Raw genomic sequence first — 25,658 nt, forward strand, 5'->3', positions numbered from 1 at the left:
TCATGAAAAGAAATCTCGTTCTGCTGCTCTCCCTTTGTTACTACCTGCAAAGCTACGCCCAGCTTACCCCATTTGAGCAAAGCAAAGACAAAAACTATACAGCAACCTACACCGAGGTTACTAGTTACTATAAAAACCTTGCTAAGCAACAGCCACAGATGCGCTTGTTTAATTACGGCTCTACCGATATTGGCAAGCCATTAACATTGGTGGTTTTATCGAAAGATAAAGTGTTCGACCCGGCGCAGATCAAAAAGCAAAATAAGCGGGTATTGCTGATCAACAACGGCATCCATCCTGGTGAACCCGAAGGCATCGATGCCAGTATGATGTTGGTGCGCGATCTGTTAAAAAAGAACCAGTTGCCAAAAGATGTGGTGCTTTGCTTTATTGCCTTGTATAATATTGACGGTAACATGAACAGGGGGCAGTCGCGCGCTAACCAAAATGGCCCGCGGGCATACGGCTTTAGGGGCAACTACCGCAACCTGGACCTGAACCGCGATTTCATCAAAGCTGATAGCAAAAATGCGCTTGCCTTTACCCAGATCCTGAACACCTGGCAGCCCGAAGTTTTACTGGATAACCACACCAGCGATGGGGCCGATTACCAGTACGTGATGACGCTGATAGAAACCCAAAAGGATAAACAAAACCCCGTATTGGCCGCCTATACTGATAAAACCCTTACCCCCGATCTGTACAAAGGCATGAAGAAAAGCGGCTATGAAATGATCCCTTACGGTGCCGGCGAAGAAGGCCTGCCCGATAGTGGCATAGTGAGTTTCATGGAAACGCCGCGCTTTTCTACCGGGTTTGCAGCACAGCATAACATCATCAGTTATATGACTGAGACACATATGCTTAAGCCATTTGACAAACGTGTTTGGGCAGCCTACGCCTTTATGCAAAATCTAATAAGCATTTGCCAGCGTGACGCCAGGTTATTAGGCACTATGAAAAAGCAGGTAGACGCTGATGTAAGCAAACAAAAGACCTTTGCCCTTAACTGGGCGCTTGACGAAACCAAAGTAGATACCATCACCTTTAAAGGCTATGCCGCGGGGTACAAAACTAGCGATGTAAGCGGCCTTAAAAGACTTTTTTACGACCGTGAAAAGCCCTACAGCAAACCTATAAAGTTTTATAATACCTACAAAGCAAGTGCTACTGCCGACAAGCCGGTTGCCTACATTATTCCGCAGGCATGGGGTAAGGTGATAGACCTATTTAAACTAAACAAAGTTGCCATGAGCCGCCTGGCGCATGACACGACATTGAGTTTGCAGATGTACTACATCGGCGATTACAAAACCGGCACAAGGCCTTACGAAGGGCATTACATCCACAGTAATGTTAAGCTAAGCCCGGTTGATGCAAAAGTGAAATTTTATGAGGGTGATTACGTGGTTTATGTGAACCAACCTATCAATCGCTACATTGTAGAAACGCTGGAACCACAGGGCGTAGATTCCTTCTTCGCATGGAACTTTTTTGACAGCGTGCTGGGCCAAAAGGAATACTACTCCGATTATGTGTTTGAAGATATTGCCGCGCAACTGTTAAAAAACGACCCCGACCTTCGCAAGAAATTGGATGATGCCAAAACGGCCGATCCTAAACTGGCTGCAAGTGCCGGCGGGCAATTAAACTGGGTGTACCGCAACTCGCCATACTTCGAAAAAACTTACCTGCGCTACCCGGTGGGCAGGCTGCTAACCAATACTAAACTCGATCTGCAATGATGGAAATTTTCCTGGCGACACCCGTGGCGTCAATCATATTTGTAATTACACTGGCCACCTCGCTTTGGGCTTTCTCTAACGAGAACATCTATGGCGAATTTATACTGAACCCCTACAACGTATCGCGCGGGCACAAGGTGTACACAGTTATCACTAGCGGGCTGATCCATAAGGACTGGAACCATCTGTTCTTTAATATGCTGTCGTACTATTTCTTTGCTTTCCAGTTGGAGGCGATGTTGGGCCACTGGCAATTTGGTTTGCTGTATGTGTTAAGTCTGATACTAAGCGACCTGCCATCCATCCAAAAACATAAAGACGATATCTGGTATAACAGCCTTGGCGCTTCGGGTGCTATTAGCGCGGTGATATTTAGCTTTATTATGTTTAACCCAAAAGCGCAAATGGGGCTGATGTTTATCCCGATCCCTATCCCCGCCTGGATCTTCGGGGTCTTGTATCTGGTCTACTGCCACTTTGCATCCAAACACGCGCGCGATAACGTTAACCACGATGCCCACTTGTACGGCGCGGTTAGCGGGGTGGTGATCACCTTCGCGCTTCATCACGAAGTCATCAACGAATTTATAAGGCAGTTTTAATTAGGCAGGTCGATGCTTTCATGGCTTATTTTGTTGCCATCGGCATCAAATAAAAAGCTCATGGGCTCGTTTGGGTTTTTGATAATTTCTAATAGCAGGAAGCCCCAGTTTTTCCAGAAATTTTCCAATACCTGCCCGTAGGTTTTGTTAGTCCACTCATCGAAAAGCGGCTTGCTGCTGATGCCGCGCAGGGGCATATCCTCAATATACACATCCTCGCCAACGGGTAAAATATTATACTCGGGCAGGCGGTTAAAAAGGTAGTTGCTGTAGAATACCCGGCCGCTAAATTCTTCGAATTGGATAGGGTGCAGCACGTCGTCTTTTAGCTGATTGTATATCTTATGGTGGTAACCAAAGTTGGCGTTGTTATCCTGCAGGCATATCACCATACCGAAATCTTTTATCCGCAGGGCGAATGTTTGGGTGTTGATCTCATCGCGATAGCCAAACTCTTCGGGCTTGTTATCAACCTTAAATAAGAATAAACTAAAAGGTTTAAATTCTTCAAAATGGACAGGTAGGTTAACACTTTGCAGCATTAAATGCAGGTGGCTAAATTTATGGATAATGGCCTGTGAAATGTTAAATTCCTCGCCCTGCGTATGCATCATTTTTATGCCCGACTGGATCTCGTTAAAGATAATGCCGTACAATAATTTGCTGGTCCATTGGAAAAGTTTAAACTCATCTAATGCTTTTACACCTTCGTATCCACCGGCAAATGCTGCGGCAATTTCCAATTCTAAGGGTTCTAAATATTCATCGTTAACAACGGCCGAGCATGGGATCTTAAGATCTTTATAGGTGGCGATACTTTCGTCGAGCAGCTTAAAGGGCTGGTCTTCTAAATTATACAGGCTCATAAGCCATTGCGGAAAAACCTGGACCTTTTCTTCCTCGCTTTGTAAAACAGTTCCCGTTAAAAAACAGTTACGGTTACTAAAGTTAAATTTTTCGAACGGTGCGTAAATTTCTGCCGGCATGGCCGCAAAGATAAGCAGGAATTTAACTTAATGTTTTAGCTTTGGTATTATTGACATGCAGCTTACTTATCAACCCTTCGAGCTCGAACTAAAGCATACCTTTACCATCGCCAAGTTTTCGCGTACGAGCACCCCTTTGATGCTGGTGCAGTTAACCCACGAAGGCCAAACCGGCTTCGGTGAGGCATCAATGGTACCCTACATGGGCGAAAGCCACCAAAGCGCCGCCCTGTTTTTAAGTAAGGTTGATATAAGCCAGTTTAAATACCCTATTGATTTTGCAGCTATCATCCATTACCTGGATAGCATCGCACCTGGTCAGCCGGCCATAAAAGCCGCTATTGATATTGCCCTGCATGATCTGGATGGCAAACTGAAAGGGAAACCCTGCTGGGAAATTTTTGGTAGCGATCCCGCAAATATGCCGGTAACCAGTTATACGATTGGCATAGACACCAAAGAGGTGATCCTGCAAAAAGTAAAAGAAGCCAAAGGCCTTAAAGTGATAAAAGTAAAGCTTGGCCGCGATAGCGATCATGAGCTGATCCAAACCATCCGCTCGGTTACCAATGTACCGCTTTATGTTGATGCCAACCAGGGCTGGACAGACCGCAAACAAAGCCTCGACCTGATCTATTGGCTGCAAGAGCAGGGCGTGCAATTGATAGAGCAACCCATGCTTAAAACCGACATAGACGGCAACGCCTGGATAACCGAACATAGCCCCATCCCCATCATCGGCGATGAGGCAGTGCAACGCCTTGCAGATGTTGCGGCAGCTAAAGGCGTTTACCACGGCATCAATATCAAACTAATGAAATCGGCAGGGATGTACGAGGCCAAACAAATGATAAACAAAGCCCGCGAACTGGGCTTAAAGGTTCTTATAGGCTGCATGAGCGAAACCAGCTGCGCCACCCTTGCCGCCGCCGCCCTTGCCCCACAATGCGATTGGGCCGACCTTGACGGGCCATTGCTAACTATTAACAACCCCTACCAAATGCCGGAGATGGTTGATGGTAAATGGGTGTTAAGTAAAGAGGTTGGGTTAGGGTTAGAGGTGTAATTAACCACAAAGAGCACAACGTTTTTCACAGAGAGCACAGAGATAAGCAAATCTTTGTGCTCTTTGTGGCTAATAATATAGCCATTCCGCTGTGTTCTTTGTGGTTAAATAGAAGACAAAAACCCCTTAAATCAAAAAAGGGATGCTTTCGCAACCCTTTTCTTCGTTAGTTAGTTTAGTCAGTTATAGTGTTGTTATTATAGTTCTTCGTCGTGTTGGCTCATGTCCAAACCTGCAATTTCTTCTTCTGCAGTAACACGTAGCGGGCTAATCAGGTCGGTAATTTTAAGTAGTACAAATGCACCTACAAAAGCAAATACCGATACTGCTACCAATGCAATAACGTGTTTAAAAAACAATGAGGTTTCGCCATATGCTAAACCATTTGCACCTGCGCCGTTAACAGATTTGGTAGCAAAAATACCCGTCATTAACATACCTACCATACCACCTACACCGTGGCAAGGGAATACGTCTAAGGTATCATCAATGTTGGTTTTGCTTCTCCAGATAACTACCAGGTTGCTTATAACCGCGGCAACTATACCCACAATAAGCGAGCTTGATACGGTGATATAACCTGCAGCAGGTGTAACAGCAACCAAACCTACAACAGCGCCAATACAAGCGCCCATTGCCGATGGTTTTTTACCTCTAAGGATGTCAAAGAAGATCCATGACATAGCGGCAGCGGCCGATGCGGTTGTTGTGGTAGCCAAAGCAGTAGCAGCAAGTTCGCTTGAGCTTAATGCAGAACCCGCGTTGAAACCAAACCAGCCGAACCAAAGTAAGCCAGTACCCAATATTACGTAGCTGATACGTGCAGGTGTGTGGATCTCTTCTGCACCGGTACGTTTTTTAAGGTATAATGCCGAGGCAAGTGCGGCCCAACCGGCAGACATGTGTACAACGGTACCACCTGCAAAATCTAACACGCCCATCTTAAAGAAGTAACCTTGTGGGTGCCATGTTGCGTGAGCTAACGGGATATAAATTACAATGATGAACAGTGTAATAAAAATTAAGTAAGAGTTGAAACGGATACGTTCTGCAAATGCACCGGTAATAAGCGCGGGTGTAATAACCGCGAATTTTAACTGGAACATAGCGAATAGTATCACCGGGATAGTTGGTGATGCCGCCCATGCTACACCTAAAGTGTTTTGCATCATGAAAAATGATTTTGGGTTACCAATTAAGCCCAGGCCGCCAACATCATCGCCGAAGGCCATGCTAAAACCAAATACTACCCAAATGATAGTGATAAGGCCCATACATACAAAGCTTTGCAGCATGGTAGAGATAACGTTTTTTTTACGCACCATACCGCCATAAAAGAAGGCAAGGCCGGGTGTCATCAATAATACAAGGGCTGTAGAAATAAGCATCCAGGCAATATCAGCACCTACGTAAGTTGTTGCCGGTTTGGCGGCCGCTGTAGCGCCCGGGTACATCAGTGCCAGGATAACTACAATAACGAGAATTCCAAAGGGTACAATTTTTTTCATTGTTTTAGTTTGAGTGGATAAGTTTAGTTAGTTAATAGTCAGTATTATTTGGAGGTCAGTATTTTGAGAAGGGCGCTGCTTATAAGTTAGCCCTGTGTTTTCGCCGTAGGTGCCGAGGCAACAGCATCAGCCCAGGGTGCAACCTGTAAGCTGATGCCGGTTTAATTAAATCACAATTAGAACCATTTATATAAACTGTCGCGGTGTTTAATGCAGTTTGGAGAGTGTTTTTGAAAAAAATAAGATCTCTTTCGTCTCTTTTATCATTTACGATGCTTTTAAGCGTATAAACTTCGGTGAAGTTTAAATTTTTGGTGCTTTTTATGCCCTTTGTGAAAGCAAAAGCGCTTAATTGGCAGCCAATATATCTAAATGAAGCAGAAATTAAATCGTTTATCGACTTAATTTGGTTGATAGTTATTAAAATAGGTTTCAATTCTGTCAATTGCATATGCTAAAATAACAACATAAAAACCATATTGTCAATAAAATTCGCAATTTTTTATAAATTCCTTTAAAATATTGGATAATAAATGAAAAATCAATCTTATTTATTTAAGATAGGATAGTATAAAAACCCTTGTTCTATCATTTGATGGCATATTTTTAAAATATAGGCCGATACAATATATTTTTTTAAGATTTTTTAGAAAATCAGCGTCGATTATTGAATTATTTCAAAAATCGAAGAGTGTGAGCTGGTCCGTTTGCGGTTTCGCCTTGGTTTCTATAGGCAAAAAGTTAGAAACCGTAATGCCCAATAACCTTATCCGGCTGTTTTCGGTGTCTGTAACGGCCAGCAAAGTTTTTGAAATGCTTAATATGGTATCAATATCGTCCACATTATCCGGGATAGAGCAGCTGCGGGTGATCTGCTTAAAGTCGCTGTACTTTATTTTGAGGGTAATGGTTCGGCCCTTTAACCGGTATTTCAATAATCGTTCGTTTACGATCTTGGCTATCTTCTCCAGTTCGGCGTGCATTTCCTCTTCGGTGGTCAGGTCATAGGCAAATGTATCTTCGGCCCCCATTGATTTTGTTTCGCGGTGGGGTTGTACATCCCGGTCATCAATCCCACGTACTATCATGTAATAAAACCCGCCTGCTTTTCCAAAGCGGCCGGTCATATCCTCTTCGCTTAATTTCTTCAGATCGGCACCGGTAAACAGGCCCTGCTTTTTCATTTTTTCGGCAGTTACCTTACCTACGCCATGGAATTTCTCTACAGGCAGGTTCTCCATAAAGTTTTCTATAGATGACGGGCCTATGAATGTTAAGCCATCCGGCTTTTTTATATCAGATGCAATTTTAGCAACAAACTTATTAATAGACACACCTGCCGATGCGGTAAGGTTCAGCTCATCTTTAATAGCCTGTTTTATTTGCTGCGCGATCTCGATAGCCGAGCCGATGTTCAATTTGTCATTGGTAACATCCAGGTATGCTTCATCCAGCGAGAGTGGTTCTATCAGGTCGGTGTATCTCCCAAAGATCTCACGGATTTTTTGCGAGACCTCTTTATACGCAGCAAACCTTGGCCTCACAAATATGGCATGCGGGCAAAGCTGCAGCGCCTGCTTTGATGACATGGCCGAGCGGATGCCGAACTTGCGCGCCTCATAACTTGCGGTAGCTACCACACCACCTCGCCCTTCGGGCAGGCCGCCAACTACCAGGGGTTTGCCACGGTATTCGGGGAAATCGCGCTGCTCTACCGACGCGTAAAATGCGTCCATATCAATATGGATTATCTTCCGTTTTATCTGAACTTCGCTATCTGCCACTTTATGCTAAACTTTAAAAGCCCCCTTAAGCCCCCTCTAAATCTCCCCCGGTAGGGGAGCCTTTCTTTCCTGCACCCTCTCCTTCGGAAAGTTGGGGAGAGGCTAATTTAATTTACCTTTGGCAAAATTACTCAACTGTATATAATATAATGTCATCCCACCACATTGTACGCGAAAAACAGGAACCTGCCCTGCTGTTATTAAGCCTCGATAACTTCTCTGAAGAATTATTGGGCCAACTGTTGGAGTGGAGCCCAACGGTGATTGCCACGCCGCTTATTGCCGAGCAGATGAACAGCTACGAAATAAAGATAGACATTATTGTAGCGGATGAAATTGACAAAACGCTACAATCCTATATCAGGCAGATCCCGCAGGCAGGTGCATCGCAGGTAGAAGCTGCCCTCAATTTTCTTATCCAAAATGAATACAAAGCCGTAAATGTAGTGGCCGATGAGGTAAACCTTAATGAATTTACCACATTCGCTTCCGAAATCAACATTGTAATATATAGCGGAAACCAAAAAATTTACGCGGTTAACCCCGGCTTCAGCAAATGGAAACCCGCGGGCGAAAGTATCCGCATCTTATCCTTATATTTAAACCTGAAAACCAATGGGTTAGCTGATAAAGGTAACGGTAATTTTGTCACCACAACCGACGGCTTCATCAGCCTGAATTTCGACGACGGGTTACTGTTTATAGCTGAAGAGATCTGATTAGGATACAAGCCTGACAAACAGGGTAATTAGCGGCTCATTTTTGTTTAAATATAATTATACATCAATTAAACCGTTGATGTGTTTCGTAGTCTTAATACATACATCGGCTTTTATATACCGATCAATTATAAATTTCAAGATGAAAACAGGATATAAAAAATTATTAAGTATTGCCTTAAGCGGAGTGTTGCTCATGTCTTTAGGCCTAAACGCCAATGCGCAACGTGGTAGCAGAGGTGGCGGCGGCGGCGGTTTTAGCGGCGGCGGCGGTGGTAGTCGTTCATCCGGTGGTGGTGGCGGTGGTGGCTTCAGTCGCCCATCAAGTGGTGGTGGCGGCGGTTTTAGTCGCCCGTCTGCCGGGAGCAGCGGTGGTTTTAGCCGTCCGTCTGCAGGTGTTGGCGTAAGCCGCCCTTCCGGTGGTTTTAACCGTCCATCCGGCGATGCAAGTGTAGGCCGTCCGTCAGGAGGTTTCAACCGTCCGTCAGGTGGGTTTAACCGTCCCGGCACATCAGTTGGCGTAACACGAGGCACAAACGGTTTTAACCGTGGTAATACAGCTGTTTTAGGCAACCGTGGTACTTACAGCGGCAGCCGTGGAACTTATAGTGCAGGCGTAAGAGGTGGTTACCGTGGCGGTAACTATGGCCGTTACGGCTACGGTTACAACCGTGGTTATTATGGCGGCTCGCGTTACTTTAACCGTGGTTTTTATAACAACCGTGGTTTCTATAATTCATACTATTTGCCACGTATTGGTTTTAGCATAGGCGTATTGCCATTTGGTTATTATCCGTTCTATTACGGCGATTACCAATATTACTACAGTGATGGTTTATATTATCAGCAATACAATAACCAGTATACAGTGGTTGAACCACCGGTTGGTGCCGAGGTAAATTCACTACCATCAAAGGCTGAGGCTATTACCATTAATGGCGAGCAGTACTACGAATCTAACGGTGTTTACTACCGTGCGGTTACTAAAGATGATGGCAGCGTAGTTTACGAAGTTGCCGGTAAAGATGGCGAACTGAACACCGCTAATGGTGGTGGCGATGGCGGCGAGTACGACCAACCATACCAGATTGGTGATGTGTTAATCACCTTACCACAGGATAGCCGTAAAATTAAAGTGAACGGCGAAAAATTATATGTTGCGCCAGACGGAACTTATTTCCAGGAAACCCGCGACAATGATAATAACAAAGTTTACAAAGTTGTAGGCCTTGCAACAGATGAGCCGGAGGACAACAATCAATAATATTTAAGTATTATAATTAAAGGCGGATGCTGCAAAGTATCCGCCTTTTTTGTGCGTTATAATTCCGGGGAAGTAACACGCTTTTAAATTTATTCAAACAATTTTAACTTTAATACATTGATTATTAAGTTTAACTTAATAGTTGAAGTGTATGAATGATCAGGAAAGGGGAATAATACTAAGATTATTGAGTTGCGTAAAGGCTTGTGAGGAATGTATTAAAGCTTGCCATAACGAAAGGGATAATGTACAATTTAAGTATTGCATAGAGTTGTGTAAGGATAACATTGATGTTTGTGCGCAAAGCGACAGGCTGCTACAACGCGGATCAGAAATAGCTTACCAGTTTTTGGCGCTGTGTGAGGAAGTTTGCCGCAAATGTGCTAAAGAATGCAGAAGGCACGCCCAGCAAGAGTATTGCCTTAAATGTGCAGAAGTTTGCCTGGCCTGCGCCTATATCTGCCATGATTACCACGAACCGTTTCAACTGAAATACGTATGAAAGCCCTGATATTAAACTGTACGCTTAAGCCATCGCCCGCGGCATCTAACACCGAAGCCCTGGCAAAGGAGTTTGTTGCCGAGCTGGATCGCCTTGGTGTAAAAACCAATATGATCCGCGTGGCAGATCACAATATCATCACGGGAATAAAATCTGACTTGGGCGAGGGGGATGCCTGGCCCGCCATATTAAAAGAATTGCTCGCGTCAGACATCCTCATCATAGCCACCCCAACCTGGATGGGCACCATGAGCAGCGAGGCATTGAAGGTTTTAGAACGCATCAACGGCCTCTACCCAAAGCGCGACGCACAAAACCGACCGGTTACTTTTAATAAGGTAGCAGGCTTTGTGGTAACAGGTGCCGAGGATGGCGCCCGCCACGTGGTATCAGAAATTGCTGGTGCGCTGATGGATGTTGGTTTTACCATTGCGCCGCAATCATACACTTATTGGAATAATGGCCCCGGCCCCGGGGATAATTACCTGGAAAGCGATTACCGCAAAGATTGGTCGATAGAAATCGGTAAAGCCGCCGCGGCAAATGTGGTAGCGGTTGCCAGGGCCTTAAAAAACACACCCATCTCCGGTAGGGAGTAATGCTCAATATATTTTGGCTATGGCCGTCGTCTTTGTCTTTAATCTATCTTAGATTTGTTTATTAACTCATTGCCGTTCGGTTTCAGCCAACGGCTAAATTAAACTGTTTAAAATGGCTTTAGCCCAAGCTTAAAGTAGGTTTAATATGAAGTTCTGACCCATTCCCGGCAACGAATAACATTGGCGCCGATATTATTACCTTTGCGGTATGATTGACGTTGTATTAAAGAAAGGTAAAGAGAAAGCTGTATTGCATAAACACCCCTGGGTGTTTTCGGGCGCGATAGAAAACGTAAAGGGCAAACCTGCCAATGGCGAAATTATCCGCCTGCTGAATAGCAAAAAAGATTTCATGGCCTACGGTTTTTACAACGATCAATCGCGCGTTGCCGTAAGGTTATTGGAGTGGGACGAGAGCGTTGCTGTTGATGACAACTGGTTTCGCGAAAAGGTACAGGTAGCTGTTGCCGGCCGTGCCCATATACTTGCTGATGGTACAACGGACACCTGCAGATTGATTTTTAGTGAATCTGACTATCTGCCCGGCCTTATTGTAGATAAATATGCCGACCATTTGGCTGTACAAGTGCTAACATCTGGCATGCAAAACGCCATGCCTGTTATTATAGATGAACTTAATGCCTTGGTAAAACCGGCAAGTATATTTGATAAAAGTGATGCCACCTCCCGCTCGCACGAGGGTTTGGAAACTACCAATGTATTATTGGCCGGTAACCAGCCTCCCGAATTGGTGATGGTGAAAGAGAACGGCATCAGTTACGGCATCAACATCGCCGAAGGCCAAAAATCTGGCTTTTACTGCGATCAGCGTTATAACCGCCAGTTACTGGCAACCTACGCCAAAGGCAAAACAATGCTGGATTGCTTTAGCTACACAGGTGGTTTTACGCTAAACGCGTTTAAAAATGGTGCAATATCTGTAACCAGTGTGGATAGCTCGGCATTGGCATTGGAAACTTTAGAAGAAAACATCCGCCTGAATAAATTTGAGGGCACGGAGCATAACGCCATAAAATCTGATGTAAATGCGCAGTTGCGCAAATTCAGAGAAGAAGGTGCTAAGTTTGATATCATCGTGCTCGATCCGCCAAAATATGCGCCATCACGATCAGCTTTGGATAGGGCATCACGTGCTTATAAAGACCTGAACCGTTTAGGTATGCAATTGCTAAACAGCGGCGGTTTGCTGGCTACCTTCTCCTGCTCGGGTGCTATGGATATGGAAACCTTTAAACAGGTACTGGCCTGGGCCGCATTAGATGCCGGTAAACAGGTACAATTCATCTACCAGTTTCACCAGCCGGAAGACCATCCTGTTAGGGCATCCTTTCCTGAAGGGGAATACCTGAAGGGGCTTTTGTGCAGGGTTTGGTAAAACCCACACCTCAACAACAACAAAGCAACCTTTAAGCCATGCAGTATACATAGTTTAAAGGTTGCTTTGTTCCGCGCTATTAACGGCGGTTATACTATTGGCAGGAAACCTAAGTAAAATTTAATCCAAAGTTATTTGCCTTTTGATGCTTTCTTCAAGGGAAATAAATGTCTCGGTGCGTTGGATGCCTTTTACGCTTTGGATATTTTCGTTTAATACCTCGCGCAGGTGGTTGGTATCGTGGCAAACAATTTTTGCAAAGATGCTATAGCTGCCGGTAGTGTAATGCAGCTCTACAATTTCTGGCACTGCCTTCAGTTGTTTTACGGCATCATTATACTGCGATCCTTTTTCAAGGAATATACCCAGGAACGCGGTTACATCATAACCCAGCTTTTGCGGGTTTACTTCCAGGCTGGCACCTTTAATTACACCCATCTCCTCCAGCTTTTTCATCCGCACGTGTATGGTTCCGCCCGAAACGATCAATTCTTTTGCGATTTCGGTGTAAGGTGTGGTCGCATTTTTCATCAATATTGATAAAATCTGAATATCCAGATTATCAATTTCTAAATTTTGAGGTTTCCTGTGAGGCATAATTTTAAATATCTATATTCAAATACAAGTATAATTATAATAAAAGTAAAAATAAAAATATATTGTTGAAATATTTGCAAGAAACTAACAACTCTGTTAGATTTGTATACAGCAAATGACAATTGCTTTATTGTTCTTTAAAAACAAACATTGTTGGGTGGTGAAATTTTTGGCAGACACACCTCCTTGTCCCGGTGGCGGAGAATATGGGAAACCCGAAGCGGGCTAACTACTCTGTGAAGGTTCGACCCCTTCCCCAACAGCTATTAAACTGAGAGGTTTAATTAACATCCTGTAGGATGGTGAAATTTTGGCAGACACACCTCCTTGTCGCGGTGGCGGAGATAATGGGAAACTCTTAGCAATAAGAATAACCACTCTTTGAAGGTTCGACCCCTTCTCCTACAGCTCTTCTCATAATTTAGGTTTATAATTGGTTAGTAAAGGCCCCTGCCCATCAGGGGCTTTACTTGTATAAGAGACTTTTTTTTGGACCGTAATTCTACAAATAAATGACCGTTAGTATGTCATTGCGAGCGATAGCGCGGCAATCTCAGCATATCTGATTGTCCTTTAAGATTGCCACGTCACTACGTTCCTCACAATAACATAGGGCCTTTTTCCTTCATCATTTATAATTCACATTCGGTGTTCAATATTCTTTTAAACAAAAAGATCCCGGCTGTTCACCGGGATCTTAGCATGAATTTGTTATTTCACTTAAAAGAACTTGAAGCCTACGCTTAACGCCCAAATGTTTTGGCGTTGGCCGTAGCTTTCGTTTATTTTGGTTAGGCCGCCCTCGTAGCGCAGGTCGGCAGTAATATGGCCTATGTCAACCCCGCCACCAACCTGGTAGCCCAGCGTGCTTTTTTTATAGTTGCCAAAATCGTTATAAGCACCGCTTACATTATCGCTAAAGTTTTGGTTCTTATCCATCAAATAGCTGTAAACCGGCCCGGCCATTATCCTAAAATTCAGGTTTTCGCCGCCAAAACCTTTACCTAATAATAGCGGTACGTTAATGCTGGTAAAGGTTACCTTGCCGTTTGAGGTTACGGTACCGCCGCTATTATTAAAATCGAATTTACCGCCACTGCTGGCTACATAAAGCTCGGGCTGCAGGTAAAGGCTCTTACCAAAACGCGCAAATAAGCCTGCCTGGTAACCAGCCACGGTTGATTCGCCTACGTTATTGGTACTTATCTTGGAGAAATTGACGCCCGCCTTGGCGCCCAGCGAGAATTGTGCCTTGGCACTAATTGCCGCCATAAATAGTATGGCAACGCTTAACAAACATTTTTTCATGGTAGTAATTTATTTAGTTAATAAAAACGTTAGAGGCGCAGGCTTGTTAAAAGTTTAACACTCTGCAACATATTAAACGCCAGTAGCAGGTATTTTTTATATTTTTGCTTAAATATATTATTATATGGCAGAGATAACGATAAGCAACAAGGATTGGGAACGTATAAAAATTAAGGTGCAGCGCAAGTACAACCACCTTACCGACGAGCAATTGCAATACACCGAAGGCCAGGAAGATAACCTGATAACCCGCATTATGGACCTGGTAAACCGCGACCGTAAATACGTGGTGTTCACCCTTACCAAAGCATTGGTGAACATGGATACTAACCGCCTTTAAATTTAGTTTATTATTAAAAGCCGTTTGGCTTTTATATATTTATAATTCAAGAGGTTAAGGAGCATGGAAAAAAGTGTGATGAGCAGATACAGGAAACCGGCATTATATATTGGCGGGTTTGCAATTGCTGTAAGTTTATGGAGCTTTCAGGACGATCTTTTCCAGATCTCTAAAAACCTGGATGTTTTTGCATCGGTATATAAAGAGGTTAACATTAATTATGTTGATGATATAAACTCGGCCAAGCTGGTTAAAACCGGTGTAGATGCTATGCTGGAGGGCCTTGATCCTTATACCGAGTTTGTGCCCGAATCTGAGATTGAAGATTACAAACTGCACTACGTTAGTACCCAATACGGTGGCATAGGTGCAAGCATTTTTTTGCGAGATAACAAAATATACATATCTGATGTGTTCGCTGGCTTCCCGGCCCAAAAGGCAGATGTTCGCCAAGGCGACCAACTGCTGAAGATAAATGATATTGAACTTGCCGGTAAAACTAACGACCAGGTAAGCCAGTTGCTTAAAGGATCTAAAGGCGCGGTTATTAAACTATTACTGAAACGCGATGCGGATGCCCCGGGTGTAAAAACCCTAACGCGCGACGAGATAAAGCAGCCCAACGTAGTTTACACGGGTATGGTAGCCCATAATATGGGCTACATTAAGCTGAACAAGTTTTTAGAGAACTCGGCTCAGGAGGTTACCGATGCGCTTATCGCCCTTAAAAAGAATAACCCTAACGGGATCATCCTCGATCTGCGATCAAACGGCGGCGGCATCCTGCAGGAAGCCGTTAAAATTGTTAACCTTTTTGTGCAAAAAGATGTGCAAGTGGTATCGCAACGCGGAAAAGTAAAAGAAAAGAATTTCACCTATAATACCGTATCAACGCCGTTAGAGCCGAACCTGCCGTTGGTTGTTTTGGTGAACAGTCGCTCTGCGTCAGCATCAGAAATTGTTGCCGGCGCCTTGCAGGACCTGGACAGGGCCATTATTATAGGCCAGCGCAGTTATGGCAAGGGCTTGGTGCAACAAACCTTTAACTTGCCATATAACAGTTTAGTTAAGGTGACGGTTGCTAAGTACTTTGTGCCATCGGGCCGTTGTGTGCAGGAATTGGATTATACCCACCGTAAGGATGATGGCAGCGTTATAAAAATGGCCGATTCGTCTATCCATGAGTTTAAAACCCGTAATGGCCGCTCGGTTTATGACGGCAGCGGAATTTACCCGGATATTTTTATTAAGCAGGACAGGTTTGCTAACATCACCCAAACGCTGGTAAGCAAGCTGTTCGTTTTTGATTACGCTACAAAATACCGTAACACCCATCCGCAGCCTATCGACCCAAAATCGTTTACATTAACCGATGAAGGGTACGCCGATTTTACCAAATACCTGGAAGGGAAAAATTACACCTATAACACTATATCTGAGAAAATGCTGAGCAGCCTAAAAACGGAAGCTACCAAAGAGAAGCAGTTTACCGGGATACAGGCCGAGTACGATGCGCTTAAAGCTAAAATGGCCGCCAGCAAAAAGAATGACCTGCAATTGCATAAGGAAGAAATTAAGCAGGTGTTGGAGAACGAAATCGCATCGCGCTATGGTTACGAAAAAGGCCGCTACGAGGCTAACTTTAAATACGACAAGGAACTTGCCGAAGCCGTTAAAACCATGCAGGATAAAACCCAGCTGGCATCTATACTTAAAGGCGTAGGCGACTACAAAACAATTGGCAAGCCGGTATTTGCAATGGCCGGTAAAAAAGAAGATAAGGATAACGATTAAAATAGAATCAGGATATAGAGAATCAGGAGTCTTGTGTCATGCCTCTTGGCTCTCGCATCTCTACTGTAACATCCCTGCTATAACAGTTGTTTGCTTAAACTATAGTTGATAATATCTGTCATACCTGCATAAAACATAAAAATAACCATGAAAAAGATAATCATCACCGCAGCGATATTTTTAAGCTTCGCTGTATACCAATCTGCCAGTGCGCAAATTAGTTTAAGCCTTAACATTGGCAGCCAGCCCGAGTGGGGGCCCGTAGGTTACAACCATGCAGATTATTACTACATGCCCGATATTGATACCTACTACGATGTGCCTGCCCACCAATACGTTTACCTGGAAAATAACAGATGGATACGCAGGGCAAGCTTACCATCAAGGTACAGCAACTATAATGTGTACAACGGCTATAAAGTAGTTGTAAATGAACGTAACCCATGGACCCGTGACAATGTATACCGTACCAAATACGCTAACTACAAAGGCCGCAGCGGCCAAACCATCATCCGCGATAGCCGAGATGTTAAATACCGTAACCATTGGGGTAGTAATAACAACAACCGCCCTGCACGTGTTGTAGAACGCAAAAAGGTTGTTAAATACAAAGGTAATAATGGCAACCAAGGCAATAACGGAAACCAAGGCGACAAAGGTAAAGACCATGGCAGAGACCACTAATAATAGCCGATACTAAAACAAGAAAGCCCTGCTAAATGGACTTTCTTGTTAAACTGCATTACTTTACTTGTCAAGTATCCCGGTAACCAACGCCTTCCATTGCGGGCCGGAAAGCCCGTTTCTTGCCCCTAGTGCTATAATGGTGTTGCGTACCGTATCATACAGGCGGGTATTCTTGTTGTTTGGTGTTTCGTTACGGCCATAAGCGGCAGCGCTAACATGATTTAGGTAGCGCTCTACAATAAAGGTATTTGTAGCGTTATGGCTGAAGAAATGAGCTATAGATTTTTCGGGGTGCCTTGGGTTTGCTATTGGCCTTATGGTCATGGTTAGGTATTCGCTTTCAGCAGCTGCGTTATCAACCTCTTCCATGGCTTCAATCCGCACCCACTCCTTACCGTCACCTGCTAAAGACCCTGGTGAGGGCAGCGGCAGGTTGATGTAAAACAGATCGCCCTTCCCCGCCATTTTGTAGATCTCCGCTCCCTGTGCATCAGTGATCGCGAACTTTGCCGAATGCGAGCCGGCAAATGTATGCCATTGCGAGATATCCTTCAGCCTGTCTTTGGCCAAAAGGAACAAATTGTGGGCTTCCTCAACATTAGCGCAATCAACAAAATGTATAAAGTCGTTGTGTTCGCCTTCTGTTTGTGGTGGGATGTTGTCTGCTGCGTTTTGCATTTTATACTGGGATATATAACTACAACCTAATAATTTACCAGGTTGTTTTTAAAATAGGGCACAAAAAAAAGCGGACTTATTAAGGCCGCTTTCAATATTTAATACAGTTTATATCCTACCAGAAGAATGAATACAACGCCACAATAATACCACCCACAATTAATGCACCGGCAGTGAACGCGCGCGATGGTTTAAACATTGAAGCATCAATTTCCAGCCCATTGGGTTTAACGCCTTTGGCCAGGTCAATTTTTGAAATTATCCACATGCCCAAAACGCACAGCAGGAATACAAAACCCATCCTGTCTATAAACGGGATCTCGTAAACAGCTTTATCATTTAGTTTTGAGAAACCGAATTGGTTAAGCCACTCCAGGTTGGCAAAGCGTGGTAAAAACTTAAAGAACACCGAGAAGCAGAAACCACCGATGGTTGCAAACAATGCACCGTTTGAAGTAGCTTTCTTCCAAAAGAAGCCTAAGATGAACATGGCAAAAATGCCCGGGGATACAAAGCCTGTGTATTCCTGAATGTATTGGAAGCCCTGCTTGCCCTCGCCCATTAATTGCTCGCCAATTAATAAAGACATGATTACACCAAGCGCCATGGCTACCACTACCGACCATTTACCAAGCTTAACCAGGCTTTTGTCGGTAGCCTCGGGATTAATTGCTTTTTTGTAAATATCCAAGGTAAATATGGTTGCAATACTGTTTGCCTTGCCCGCAAGCGATGCCACAATAGCTGCTGTAAGCGCTGCGAACGACAATCCCTTTAAATAGGTTGGCAACAGGTTTAAAAGAGATGGATAAGCCTTGTTAGGGTCCATAATGCCTTTAGAGCTCATCATCTCCTGGTGGAACATGCCTTTTTGGTAAAGCAGGTAAGCCGCTATACCCGGCAATACCACAATTACAGGCATCAATAGTTTTAAGAATGCCGCGAAAAGAAGGCCTGCACGGGCGGTTTTAAGATCGGCACCTAAGGCACGCTGAGTAATGTATTGATTACAGCCCCAATAGTTAAGGTTTACGATTATCATACCACCAATTAATACCGATAAACCCGGCATGTCCATGTAGTTAGCATTGTCCTTTTTAAATATCATGTGGAAGTGGTCGGCAGCTTCGGTACGCATAATAGTAAGGCCGTTCCATAAACCGGTAGTACCCGATTTTTCGCTGATGAGGTTTAATGCTAAATAAGTAGCAACCAAACCACCCAGTATCAATACAAATACCTGTATAACATCTGTATAACCAATAACCTTCATGCCACCTAATGTGATGAAAACGGCAAATATGGCCAGCAGGGTGATACATACCGTAATGTCAATTCCCGAGATGCCGCTAATTGCCAAAGCGCCCAGGTAAAGGATAGACATCAGGTTTACCACAATGTACAATAACAGCCAAAATATAGCCATAACCATAGCTACCGTACCGTTATACCGCTGGTTCAAAAACTGCGGCATCGTGAAGATCTTATTCTTCAGATATATAGGGATGAAGAACACCGCTACGACAATTAGTGTCGCGGCAGCCATCCACTCGTAAGTGGAGATAGCCAAGCCCATTTTAAAGGCCGAACCGCTGGTGCCAATGAACTGCTCGGCAGAGATGTTTGATGCTATAAGTGATGCGCCAATTGCCCACCAGGTAAGGGAGCCCTCGGCCAAAAAGTAATCTTTAGAGGTAGCATCGGCATTATGTTTACGCCTGTATATCCAATACCCGTATAAGGATACAATGATAAAATAGATAAAAAACACGACATAATCGCCGTTTGATAAGGTCTTCATTTAGGGACTTGAGTTAAAAATGGTTATAATAAGGAATTTAATATTAGTTATATATATCGGTTAATCAAATTCTCCAGGTATTCTTGTTTGCCGCTGCTTACAGCCGGCTCGCCGTTTTCGCCGGCGTATTTCCGCAGGTCTTCCAGCGAAAGTTTACCCGCCTCAAAGTCTTTACCGGCACCGCTGTCGAAAGAGGCGTAACGATTGGCGCGGATTTTTTTATAGTCGGACTTTTGGAGGATGTTATCCGCAGCTATCAAAGCCCTCGCAAAAACATCCATACCGCCAACGTGCGCGTAGAACAAGTCTGCCGGGTCTGTAGAGTTACGGCGGATCTTGGCATCGAAGTTTATCCCGCCACCTGCAAAGCCACCAGCCTGTAGAATGATGAGCATGTATTCGGTAACCTCGGCCACATCGTTCGGGAACTGGTCGGTATCCCAGCCATTTTGCTCGTCGCCACGGTTAGCGTCAATTGAACCTAACAAGCCGCTATCTGCCGCAACTTGTAATTCATGCTGAAAGGTGTGGCCGGCTAATGTAGCGTGGTTAACTTCCAGGTTCAGTTTAAAATCGCCCAGCAGATCATACTTCTGCAAAAAGCCCAAAACGGTAGCTGCGTCATAATCGTACTGATGCTTTGTTGGCTCGCAGGGTTTTGGTTCGATGAAAAAAGTGCCTTTGAAGCCCTGTTTGCGGGCGTAGTCTTTTGCCGTATGTAGGAATTTTGCAAGATGTTCCTGCTCGCGTTTCATGTCGGTGTTCAGTAAGGTCATATAACCTTCGCGGCCACCCCAAAAAACGTAGTTCTCGCCACCTAAGGCAATGGTAGCGTCAATAGCCGCCTTAACCTGCGCCCCCGCATGTGCCAGCGCATGAAAATCGGGATTGGTGGATGCACCGTTCATATAGCGCGAATGGCTGAATACGTTGGCCGTGCCCCAAAGTAGTTTTACACCGCTGGCGTCCTGCTTTTGTTTTGCGTAATCAACCATGGTTTGCAGGCGGCGGTCGTTCTCGCTCAGGTCATTGGTATAATCCACCACATCTACATCGTGGAAGCAATAGTAAGGCAAATTCATTTTAGTGATAAACTCAAAAGCGGCGTCCATTTTATCTTTAGCGCGCTCAATGGCATCAGCCTTTGCATCCCATGGAAAAATGTGCGTAGCGCCACCAAACGGATCGGCACCGGTGCCGTTAAACGAGTGCCAGTAGGCGCATGCAAAGCGCAGGTGATCTTTCATGGTTTTACCGGCCACTATCTTATCTGCATCGTACCAGCGGAAAGCCAACGGGTTATCCGATTGTTGCCCTTCGTATTTAACCTGGCCTATGCCTTTAAAAAACTCTTTTTCTCCTGTTACAATTCCCATGGTATATTTATTAAGTTATTGATTATCCCGTCCTGTCTTTTGCTTCTTGTTGTCTTGACTCTCTTCCAAATGCTTTTCAAGGATGGTTTTCCAATCCCGGTAAATAGCTTCGAATGTTTCGGTATCTGTAGGTTCAACATATCCTACGCGTTCGGCGTTGCTAAAGGCCTCCGCTTGCGACGGGTAGATCTCTGCCCCAATACCAGCTCCTAAGGCAGCACCAAGGCTGCCATCGTTATTATAAAGCTCTACAGGCACACCCGTGGCGTTTACAAATGTTTGGGTGAACAGGTCGCTCAGGAACATATTGGTTTTACCAGCACGGATCACGGTTGGGTTCATGCCATTTTCGCGCATAATATCCAACCCATATCTAAAGGCGCATGCTATACCCTCTTGCGCCGCCCTGAATATGTGGGCAGGGGTATGTAAGTTCAGATCGATGTTATGCAGGTGAGCGCCAATTTGTTTATTGTTTAGCATCCGCTCGGCGCCGTTACCAAAAGGTAAAATACGCAGCCCGTTGCTTCCAGCGGGCGCTTTTGCTGCCTCGGCGTTCATTTGTTCATAAGTAAGCGATGCACCGAACGTGTTTTTTATCCAGCGGTACAAACTGCCCGTGCCATTGATGCAAAGCAATACGCCAAGGCGTATACGCTCATTAGTATAGTTAACATGCGCGAAGGTATTTACGCGCGATTGCAGGTCGTAAGTCAAATGATCGCTTACACCATATATAACACCCGAGGTGCCTGCCGTTGCAGCCACCTCGCCGGGTTTAAGTACGTTTAAGGATAAGGCGTTGTTGGGCTGGTCGCCGGCTTTGTAAGTAACCGGGATGCCTGTTGTTAAGCCTAAAACAGATGCAACATCGGCCGTTACCCTGCCATGGGCAGAAAATACCGGCTTAATCGTTGGGAACAGCTTATCGCTAAAGCCGAAATAATCTATAATGTCTTTAGACAGTCCGTTGAACTGGAAATCGAAAAAGATTCCCTCAGATAAGGCCGACGCCGAAGTGGTGATCTCGCCCGTTAGTTTCATGGCGATGTAATCACCCGGGAGCATGATCTTGTCTATTTGAGCATAGATCTCCGGTTCGTTTTGTTTTACCCAGGCCAGTTTTGATGCGGTAAAATTACCCGGCGAGTTTAGCATATGCGATAAACAGGTTTCGTTGCCGATGTCATTAAATGCTTTATCGCCTATTTCTACGGCCCGGCTATCGCACCAAATGATGCTGTCGCGAAGCGAATTTTGGTATTTATCTACCAAAACAAGGCCGTGCATCTGGTAAGCGATGCCAATTGCAGAAACATTTTTTGCCTCGAAACCACCTTTTTTTATGCACAAAGCCAGCGCCTGTTGCGTTTGCTGCCACCACATATCCGGCGATTGCTCTGCCCAGCCGGTTTGCAGCGAAATAATGGGCGATTCCGCATCCGGGTATTGCGCGGATGCGATAATGCTTTGGCTTTCAGCATCAACAACGCATACTTTTACCGAGGAGGTGCCTATATCGATGCCTAATAGCAACATGTTTTTTATTCTTTAAGGGGTTACGAGAGCCGTTAATAATTGGTATGAAAAAACGAATTTAGCGTAATTTTTGATAAAGTTTCTACGTGACGTGAATGAGGGCAAAAAACAATATAATTGAGAAATTTTAAAAAAGAGTTGTGTAAAACAAAAAGGTGCGTATATTTGCAATCCCAAACGGAGTGGTAGTTCAGCTGGTTAGAATGCCTGCCTGTCACGCAGGAGGTCGCGGGTTCGAATCCCGTCCATTCCGCTTAAAGAGTCTCAACGCTCTTGAAAACGCTTAAATCAATATGGTTTAAGCGTTTTTTTTTGCTCAAAAAACCGCATAACTACGCAGGATTTATGACTCACCCAGGTGACCTATTCGGTGGCCTATTCTAATCACTATCTTAGTCTCAAATTAACGTTAACTAAATGGTATTCAATTAGTTAGTAGGGTTTTATTTGGGCTTAAAACAGCTCAAAACTACTCAGAATTCTGACTCTTCGAACACTTGGATTTCGGTTGATATCAAAACACCTCAAATGACCTCATTGATCTGGGGTCGAGGGTTCCGGTCCCTTTGGGACCGGATGAAATTTTGCCCAAAAAGTGACCTTATCGGTGACCTATTGGAGAGCTTTGATTTTAGGTCACCGAATAACAAGGTAAGCGGTTGATTTTAAAGCACTTAATATAACTAAAATGACCTCAAAAAGGCTCATTTGAACTCAAAATTAATGTTGTTAAACAATTTAAAATCAAATGTGGTATGAAAAGCACACAACGGTTCTCAGTTCTCATCTGGGCTGACAAAAGAAAAACAGATGCTAAAGGTAATGTTCCCCTTTACGCCAGGATAACTTACCTGGGGAAAAGGGCGGAAATTTCAATGGGGCGGAAAGTCGATCCTAACAAATGGGACCCGGAGGCGGGATTTGTAAAAGGCCCGGGACAGGAAGTAAAGGATATCAACAAAGAAATCATTACGGTTAACAACGAAATCCATGCGGCCTTTATGGACATCAGACAATCGGATGATTTTATCACCGCAGAAAAAATCAAGCAAAAGTACGTAGGCGAAGAAGCTCCTCAAAAAATGCTGCTGGAAGTGTTCGATGAGCATAACAAGAATGTCGAAGACCTGGTAGGTAAAGACTTTGTAAAAGCCACGCTGACCAAGTACAATACGGTACGGTCAAAAACAGCAGATTATATTCAGCATAAATTTAAAAAGTCAGATATACATCTGGAGTCATTAGACTATGCGTTCGTAACAGGATTTGAAATGTATCTCAAGACTGAAGATGGCATTGAACACAATACCGCCATGAGGTATATGAAGAATCTTAAAAAAGTTGTTAACCTGGCGTTCAACCATGGGTGGATCAGGACGAACCCATTTAACTTGTTCAAGTGTACCTATAAAAAAGTACATCGCGAAGAATTGGAATGGGAGGAGATCCTTCAACTCGCGAACCATCCGTTTACCATCAAACGACTGGAAGAAGTCAGGGATACCTTTTTATTTTGCTGTTACACGGGTTATGCTTTTGTCGATATTGAAAAGCTCACGCCGCAGCATATCTTCATTGGAAAAGACAAAGTTGCCTGGATCAGAACACAGCGGACTAAAACGTATGTGACCGCGAATGTTCCGCTGATCCCTCAGGCCATTGAACTTATTGAGAAATATAAAGACCATGATTGCAGAACCGTACTGAACAAATTATTCCCGGTTAAAAGTAACCAGAAGATGAATGCCTATTTGAAGGAGATCGGTGATCTCGCTTCTATTACCAAAGTTTTAACCACGCACATCGCCCGGCACACCTTTGCCACCACCGTTACGCTGGAGAACGATGTCCCCTTGGAAACAGTCAGCAAAATGCTTGGACATACCAAATTGACAACTACCCAGATCTACGCAAAGATGAAGGATAAAAAGGTTAACCGTGATATGCACGCCTTAAAGACAAGATTAAAGGAACAGGAAAAAACAGAGAATTTGGACTTAGCAGAGGAGGAATTAGTATGAACTTAAATGAATCAATTATAATCGATATTCAATCGATCATAAATAAAGCCAGGGAATCGGCTGTCCGTGCTGTGGATCATGAACGGGTAATTATGTACTGGCACATAGGAAAGCGAATATTTGAGGAAGAACAAGGAGGAAAAGATCGCGCGGTGTATGGGGACAGATTAATACATTATCTATCTGAGCAGTTGGTGCCAAATTTCGGCAGTGCCTTTTCTTTCAGAAATCTCAATTATTTCAGGCAGTTTTATCGCTGTTTCCCAATTGTGAACGCACTGCGTTCACAATTGAGCTGGACCCATTATCGATCTTTATCCCAAGTTGAAAAGCATGAAAAAAGGGAGTTTTATTTAGAAGAAACTGTAAAAAACAATTGGACTGGCAGGCAAATGGACAGACAGATTGGAAGTCAGTTGTTTGAGCGGCTTTTGTTAAGCACAGACAAAGAAAGAGTACTCTCTGTCGCAAGGAATGAAAAACAGCCGGCCGAGCCAAAAGAGATTATTAAAGACCCTATGGTTCTTGAGTTTTTAGGATTAAAACCAGAAGCTGCATATTTTGAAAAGGACTTAGAAGCGGCGCTCATTACCCATTTGCAGGAATTTATGTTGGAGTTGGGTAACGGCTTTTCATTTGTGTCCCGGCAAAAACGTATTCATCTTGATGGTGATGATTTCTTTGTGGACCTGGTCTTCTACAATCGTTTGCTGCAATGTTTTGTTATAATTGAACTGAAAACGCATAAGATCACACACCAGGACCTTGGCCAATTACAGATGTATGTAAACTATTATGACCGGATTGAGCGGCTGGCTCACGAAACCCCTACGGTCGGCATTTTGCTCTGTCTGGAAAAAAACGATACAGTGGTAAAATTTACCTTGCCGGAAAACAGCAATGTTTTTGCAAGCAAATATCAGCTTTACCTACCTACTGCAGAGCAATTATCCCAGGAGATTCATAACGAAATCCTTAAACAAAAAGATAAGGAGAATGAATAAATGAATTGGGCACACACTGTGTGCCCAATTCATTTACCAACATTTACTGGATTTTGATATCACAGATTGTGTGATGTTAAAATTACAACCAGCCGTTAAAATGTCGATCCTTTTCCCTACAACAACGTTAATTGTTATCACATTACGACCGCGGTGCGTTCGCAATGTCCAAAGTGATACCTCAATTCAATTGTGCAGACACTGTCTGCAGAATTAAAACGTATAGTTCGTTTTCATGGTTGATCCCAATTGTGCAAGCGGTGCGTGCACAATTGGATTTTCTCAATATTTTGAATTGTGACTACAGTGTGGGCACAATTTGATGAAATGCTATGGCATCCA

The 25,658-nt window shown here is 44.1% G+C and carries 22 protein-coding genes and 1 tRNA gene; 14 read left to right on the plus strand and 9 right to left on the minus strand.

Going from position 1 to position 25,658, the window contains the following annotated elements:
• The first annotated feature begins 2 nt into the window (after positions 1-2).
• The gene (locus RHM67_RS02190; protein WP_322230225.1) at positions 3-1,745 is read left to right on the plus strand and encodes a M14 family zinc carboxypeptidase; all 1,743 of its coding nucleotides are present in this window, start codon (positions 3-5) and stop codon (positions 1,743-1,745) included.
• Positions 1,742-2,347: a rhomboid family intramembrane serine protease gene (locus RHM67_RS02195; protein WP_416182863.1), complete on the plus strand. Its 606-nt coding sequence runs from the start codon at positions 1,742-1,744 to the stop codon at positions 2,345-2,347. The genes RHM67_RS02190 and RHM67_RS02195 overlap by 4 nt, the downstream gene beginning before the upstream one ends.
• Here RHM67_RS02195 and RHM67_RS02200 read toward each other — a convergent pair.
• Positions 2,344-3,333 (minus strand): hypothetical protein, encoded by a 990-nt coding sequence (locus RHM67_RS02200; protein WP_322230228.1) that lies wholly within the window; start codon positions 3,331-3,333, stop codon positions 2,344-2,346. The genes RHM67_RS02195 and RHM67_RS02200 overlap by 4 nt on opposite strands.
• A gap of 55 nt (positions 3,334-3,388) precedes the next feature.
• Between RHM67_RS02200 and RHM67_RS02205 the strand changes: the two genes are divergently transcribed.
• Positions 3,389-4,399 carry a dipeptide epimerase gene (locus RHM67_RS02205; RefSeq protein WP_322230230.1) on the plus strand — a complete coding sequence of 337 codons (1,011 nt, stop codon included), beginning with the start codon at positions 3,389-3,391 and terminating at the stop codon, positions 4,397-4,399.
• Between the two features lie 197 nt (positions 4,400-4,596).
• Here the strand turns inward: RHM67_RS02205 and RHM67_RS02210 are convergent, their stop codons facing one another.
• Together RHM67_RS02210 and dinB are read right to left on the minus strand one after the other, a co-directional pair.
• A complete protein-coding gene (locus RHM67_RS02210) occupies positions 4,597-5,907 on the minus strand; it encodes an ammonium transporter (RefSeq protein WP_322230233.1) in 1,311 nt (436 codons plus the stop codon).
• Positions 5,908-6,584: 677 nt separating this feature from the next.
• On the minus strand, positions 6,585-7,643 hold the full coding sequence (gene dinB / locus RHM67_RS02215) for a DNA polymerase IV (protein WP_416182864.1): 1,059 nt from the start codon (positions 7,641-7,643) through the stop codon (positions 6,585-6,587).
• A gap of 197 nt (positions 7,644-7,840) precedes the next feature.
• On the opposite strand from dinB, the gene RHM67_RS02220 reads away from it, so the two are divergent.
• From RHM67_RS02220 to RHM67_RS02240, 5 genes are all read left to right on the plus strand, one after another.
• A complete protein-coding gene (locus tag RHM67_RS02220; RefSeq protein ID WP_322230237.1) occupies positions 7,841-8,410 on the plus strand; it encodes a thiamine pyrophosphokinase in 570 nt (189 codons plus the stop codon).
• Positions 8,411-8,552: 142 nt separating this feature from the next.
• Complete coding sequence (locus RHM67_RS02225) at positions 8,553-9,674, plus strand: DUF6515 family protein (RefSeq protein WP_322230239.1); 1,122 nt, start codon at positions 8,553-8,555, stop codon at positions 9,672-9,674.
• Positions 9,675-9,825: 151 nt separating this feature from the next.
• Complete coding sequence (locus tag RHM67_RS02230) at positions 9,826-10,176, plus strand: four-helix bundle copper-binding protein (protein WP_322230242.1); 351 nt, start codon at positions 9,826-9,828, stop codon at positions 10,174-10,176.
• Positions 10,173-10,775: a flavodoxin family protein gene (locus RHM67_RS02235; protein WP_322230245.1), complete on the plus strand. Its 603-nt coding sequence runs from the start codon at positions 10,173-10,175 to the stop codon at positions 10,773-10,775. The genes RHM67_RS02230 and RHM67_RS02235 overlap by 4 nt, the downstream gene beginning before the upstream one ends.
• Positions 10,776-10,983: 208 nt before the next feature.
• The gene (locus RHM67_RS02240; protein WP_322230248.1) at positions 10,984-12,171 is read left to right on the plus strand and encodes a class I SAM-dependent rRNA methyltransferase; all 1,188 of its coding nucleotides are present in this window, start codon (positions 10,984-10,986) and stop codon (positions 12,169-12,171) included.
• Between the two features lie 120 nt (positions 12,172-12,291).
• Here RHM67_RS02240 and RHM67_RS02245 read toward each other — a convergent pair whose 3' ends face one another.
• Together RHM67_RS02245 and RHM67_RS02250 are read right to left on the minus strand one after the other, a co-directional pair.
• Complete coding sequence (locus RHM67_RS02245; RefSeq protein WP_252758844.1) at positions 12,292-12,768, minus strand: Lrp/AsnC ligand binding domain-containing protein; 477 nt, start codon at positions 12,766-12,768, stop codon at positions 12,292-12,294.
• A gap of 720 nt (positions 12,769-13,488) precedes the next feature.
• On the minus strand, positions 13,489-14,076 hold the full coding sequence (locus RHM67_RS02250) for a porin family protein (protein WP_322230251.1): 588 nt from the start codon (positions 14,074-14,076) through the stop codon (positions 13,489-13,491).
• 124 nt (positions 14,077-14,200) lie between these two features.
• On the opposite strand from RHM67_RS02250, the gene RHM67_RS02255 reads away from it, so the two are divergent.
• From RHM67_RS02255 to RHM67_RS02265, 3 genes are all read left to right on the plus strand, one after another.
• Positions 14,201-14,416: a hypothetical protein gene (locus tag RHM67_RS02255; protein WP_252758846.1), complete on the plus strand. Its 216-nt coding sequence runs from the start codon at positions 14,201-14,203 to the stop codon at positions 14,414-14,416.
• A gap of 78 nt (positions 14,417-14,494) precedes the next feature.
• On the plus strand, positions 14,495-16,210 hold the full coding sequence (locus RHM67_RS02260) for a S41 family peptidase (RefSeq protein WP_322230254.1): 1,716 nt from the start codon (positions 14,495-14,497) through the stop codon (positions 16,208-16,210).
• A 147-nt stretch (positions 16,211-16,357) separates the two neighbouring features.
• Positions 16,358-16,894, plus strand: a complete 537-nt coding sequence (locus RHM67_RS02265) for a hypothetical protein (RefSeq protein ID WP_322230257.1) — start codon at positions 16,358-16,360, stop codon at positions 16,892-16,894.
• A 63-nt stretch (positions 16,895-16,957) separates the two neighbouring features.
• Here RHM67_RS02265 and RHM67_RS02270 read toward each other — a convergent pair whose 3' ends face one another.
• From RHM67_RS02270 to RHM67_RS02285, 4 genes are all read right to left on the minus strand, one after another.
• The gene (locus RHM67_RS02270; RefSeq protein ID WP_322230259.1) at positions 16,958-17,575 is read right to left on the minus strand and encodes a hypothetical protein; all 618 of its coding nucleotides are present in this window, start codon (positions 17,573-17,575) and stop codon (positions 16,958-16,960) included.
• Positions 17,576-17,690: 115 nt separating this feature from the next.
• The gene (locus RHM67_RS02275; RefSeq protein WP_322230262.1) at positions 17,691-19,376 is read right to left on the minus strand and encodes a sodium:solute symporter family transporter; all 1,686 of its coding nucleotides are present in this window, start codon (positions 19,374-19,376) and stop codon (positions 17,691-17,693) included.
• Between the two features lie 47 nt (positions 19,377-19,423).
• Positions 19,424-20,752 (minus strand): xylose isomerase, encoded by a 1,329-nt coding sequence (xylA, locus tag RHM67_RS02280; RefSeq protein WP_322230265.1) that lies wholly within the window; start codon positions 20,750-20,752, stop codon positions 19,424-19,426.
• Between the two features lie 15 nt (positions 20,753-20,767).
• Complete coding sequence (locus RHM67_RS02285) at positions 20,768-22,291, minus strand: xylulokinase (RefSeq protein WP_322230267.1); 1,524 nt, start codon at positions 22,289-22,291, stop codon at positions 20,768-20,770.
• Positions 22,292-22,470: 179 nt separating this feature from the next.
• Here RHM67_RS02285 and RHM67_RS02290 point away from each other — a divergent pair.
• From RHM67_RS02290 to RHM67_RS02300, 3 genes are all read left to right on the plus strand, one after another.
• Positions 22,471-22,544, plus strand: a tRNA-Asp gene (locus tag RHM67_RS02290).
• A gap of 502 nt (positions 22,545-23,046) precedes the next feature.
• The gene (locus tag RHM67_RS02295; RefSeq protein WP_322230268.1) at positions 23,047-24,312 is read left to right on the plus strand and encodes a site-specific integrase; all 1,266 of its coding nucleotides are present in this window, start codon (positions 23,047-23,049) and stop codon (positions 24,310-24,312) included.
• Positions 24,309-25,316, plus strand: a complete 1,008-nt coding sequence (locus RHM67_RS02300; protein ID WP_322230270.1) for a PDDEXK nuclease domain-containing protein — start codon at positions 24,309-24,311, stop codon at positions 25,314-25,316. The genes RHM67_RS02295 and RHM67_RS02300 overlap by 4 nt, the downstream gene beginning before the upstream one ends.
• Positions 25,317-25,658 lie beyond the last annotated feature (342 nt).

This window comes from Mucilaginibacter sp. 5C4 (genome assembly GCF_034345625.1).
GTDB classification, from domain to species: domain Bacteria; phylum Bacteroidota; class Bacteroidia; order Sphingobacteriales; family Sphingobacteriaceae; genus Mucilaginibacter; species Mucilaginibacter aurantiaciroseus.

Coding starts and splice junctions, on each gene's coding strand:
- RHM67_RS02250 (WP_322230251.1), bottom strand. CDS start 14,076: ATGAAAAAATGTTTGTTAAGCGTTGCCATACTATTTATGGCGGCAATT.
- RHM67_RS02275 (WP_322230262.1), bottom strand. CDS start 19,376: ATGAAGACCTTATCAAACGGCGATTATGTCGTGTTTTTTATCTATTTT.
- RHM67_RS02245 (WP_252758844.1), bottom strand. CDS start 12,768: ATGCCTCACAGGAAACCTCAAAATTTAGAAATTGATAATCTGGATATT.
- RHM67_RS02225 (WP_322230239.1), top strand. CDS start 8,553: ATGAAAACAGGATATAAAAAATTATTAAGTATTGCCTTAAGCGGAGTG.
- RHM67_RS02230 (WP_322230242.1), top strand. CDS start 9,826: ATGAATGATCAGGAAAGGGGAATAATACTAAGATTATTGAGTTGCGTA.
- RHM67_RS02190 (WP_322230225.1), top strand. CDS start 3: ATGAAAAGAAATCTCGTTCTGCTGCTCTCCCTTTGTTACTACCTGCAA.
- RHM67_RS02220 (WP_322230237.1), top strand. CDS start 7,841: ATGTCATCCCACCACATTGTACGCGAAAAACAGGAACCTGCCCTGCTG.
- xylA (WP_322230265.1), bottom strand. CDS start 20,752: ATGGGAATTGTAACAGGAGAAAAAGAGTTTTTTAAAGGCATAGGCCAG.
- RHM67_RS02195 (WP_416182863.1), top strand. CDS start 1,742: ATGATGGAAATTTTCCTGGCGACACCCGTGGCGTCAATCATATTTGTA.
- RHM67_RS02210 (WP_322230233.1), bottom strand. CDS start 5,907: ATGAAAAAAATTGTACCCTTTGGAATTCTCGTTATTGTAGTTATCCTG.
- RHM67_RS02270 (WP_322230259.1), bottom strand. CDS start 17,575: ATGCAAAACGCAGCAGACAACATCCCACCACAAACAGAAGGCGAACAC.
- RHM67_RS02300 (WP_322230270.1), top strand. CDS start 24,309: ATGAACTTAAATGAATCAATTATAATCGATATTCAATCGATCATAAAT.
- RHM67_RS02265 (WP_322230257.1), top strand. CDS start 16,358: ATGAAAAAGATAATCATCACCGCAGCGATATTTTTAAGCTTCGCTGTA.
- RHM67_RS02205 (WP_322230230.1), top strand. CDS start 3,389: ATGCAGCTTACTTATCAACCCTTCGAGCTCGAACTAAAGCATACCTTT.
- RHM67_RS02240 (WP_322230248.1), top strand. CDS start 10,984: ATGATTGACGTTGTATTAAAGAAAGGTAAAGAGAAAGCTGTATTGCAT.
- RHM67_RS02235 (WP_322230245.1), top strand. CDS start 10,173: ATGAAAGCCCTGATATTAAACTGTACGCTTAAGCCATCGCCCGCGGCA.
- RHM67_RS02285 (WP_322230267.1), bottom strand. CDS start 22,291: ATGTTGCTATTAGGCATCGATATAGGCACCTCCTCGGTAAAAGTATGC.
- RHM67_RS02295 (WP_322230268.1), top strand. CDS start 23,047: ATGAAAAGCACACAACGGTTCTCAGTTCTCATCTGGGCTGACAAAAGA.
- RHM67_RS02200 (WP_322230228.1), bottom strand. CDS start 3,333: ATGCCGGCAGAAATTTACGCACCGTTCGAAAAATTTAACTTTAGTAAC.
- RHM67_RS02260 (WP_322230254.1), top strand. CDS start 14,495: ATGAGCAGATACAGGAAACCGGCATTATATATTGGCGGGTTTGCAATT.
- dinB (WP_416182864.1), bottom strand. CDS start 7,643: ATGGACGCATTTTACGCGTCGGTAGAGCAGCGCGATTTCCCCGAATAC.
- RHM67_RS02255 (WP_252758846.1), top strand. CDS start 14,201: ATGGCAGAGATAACGATAAGCAACAAGGATTGGGAACGTATAAAAATT.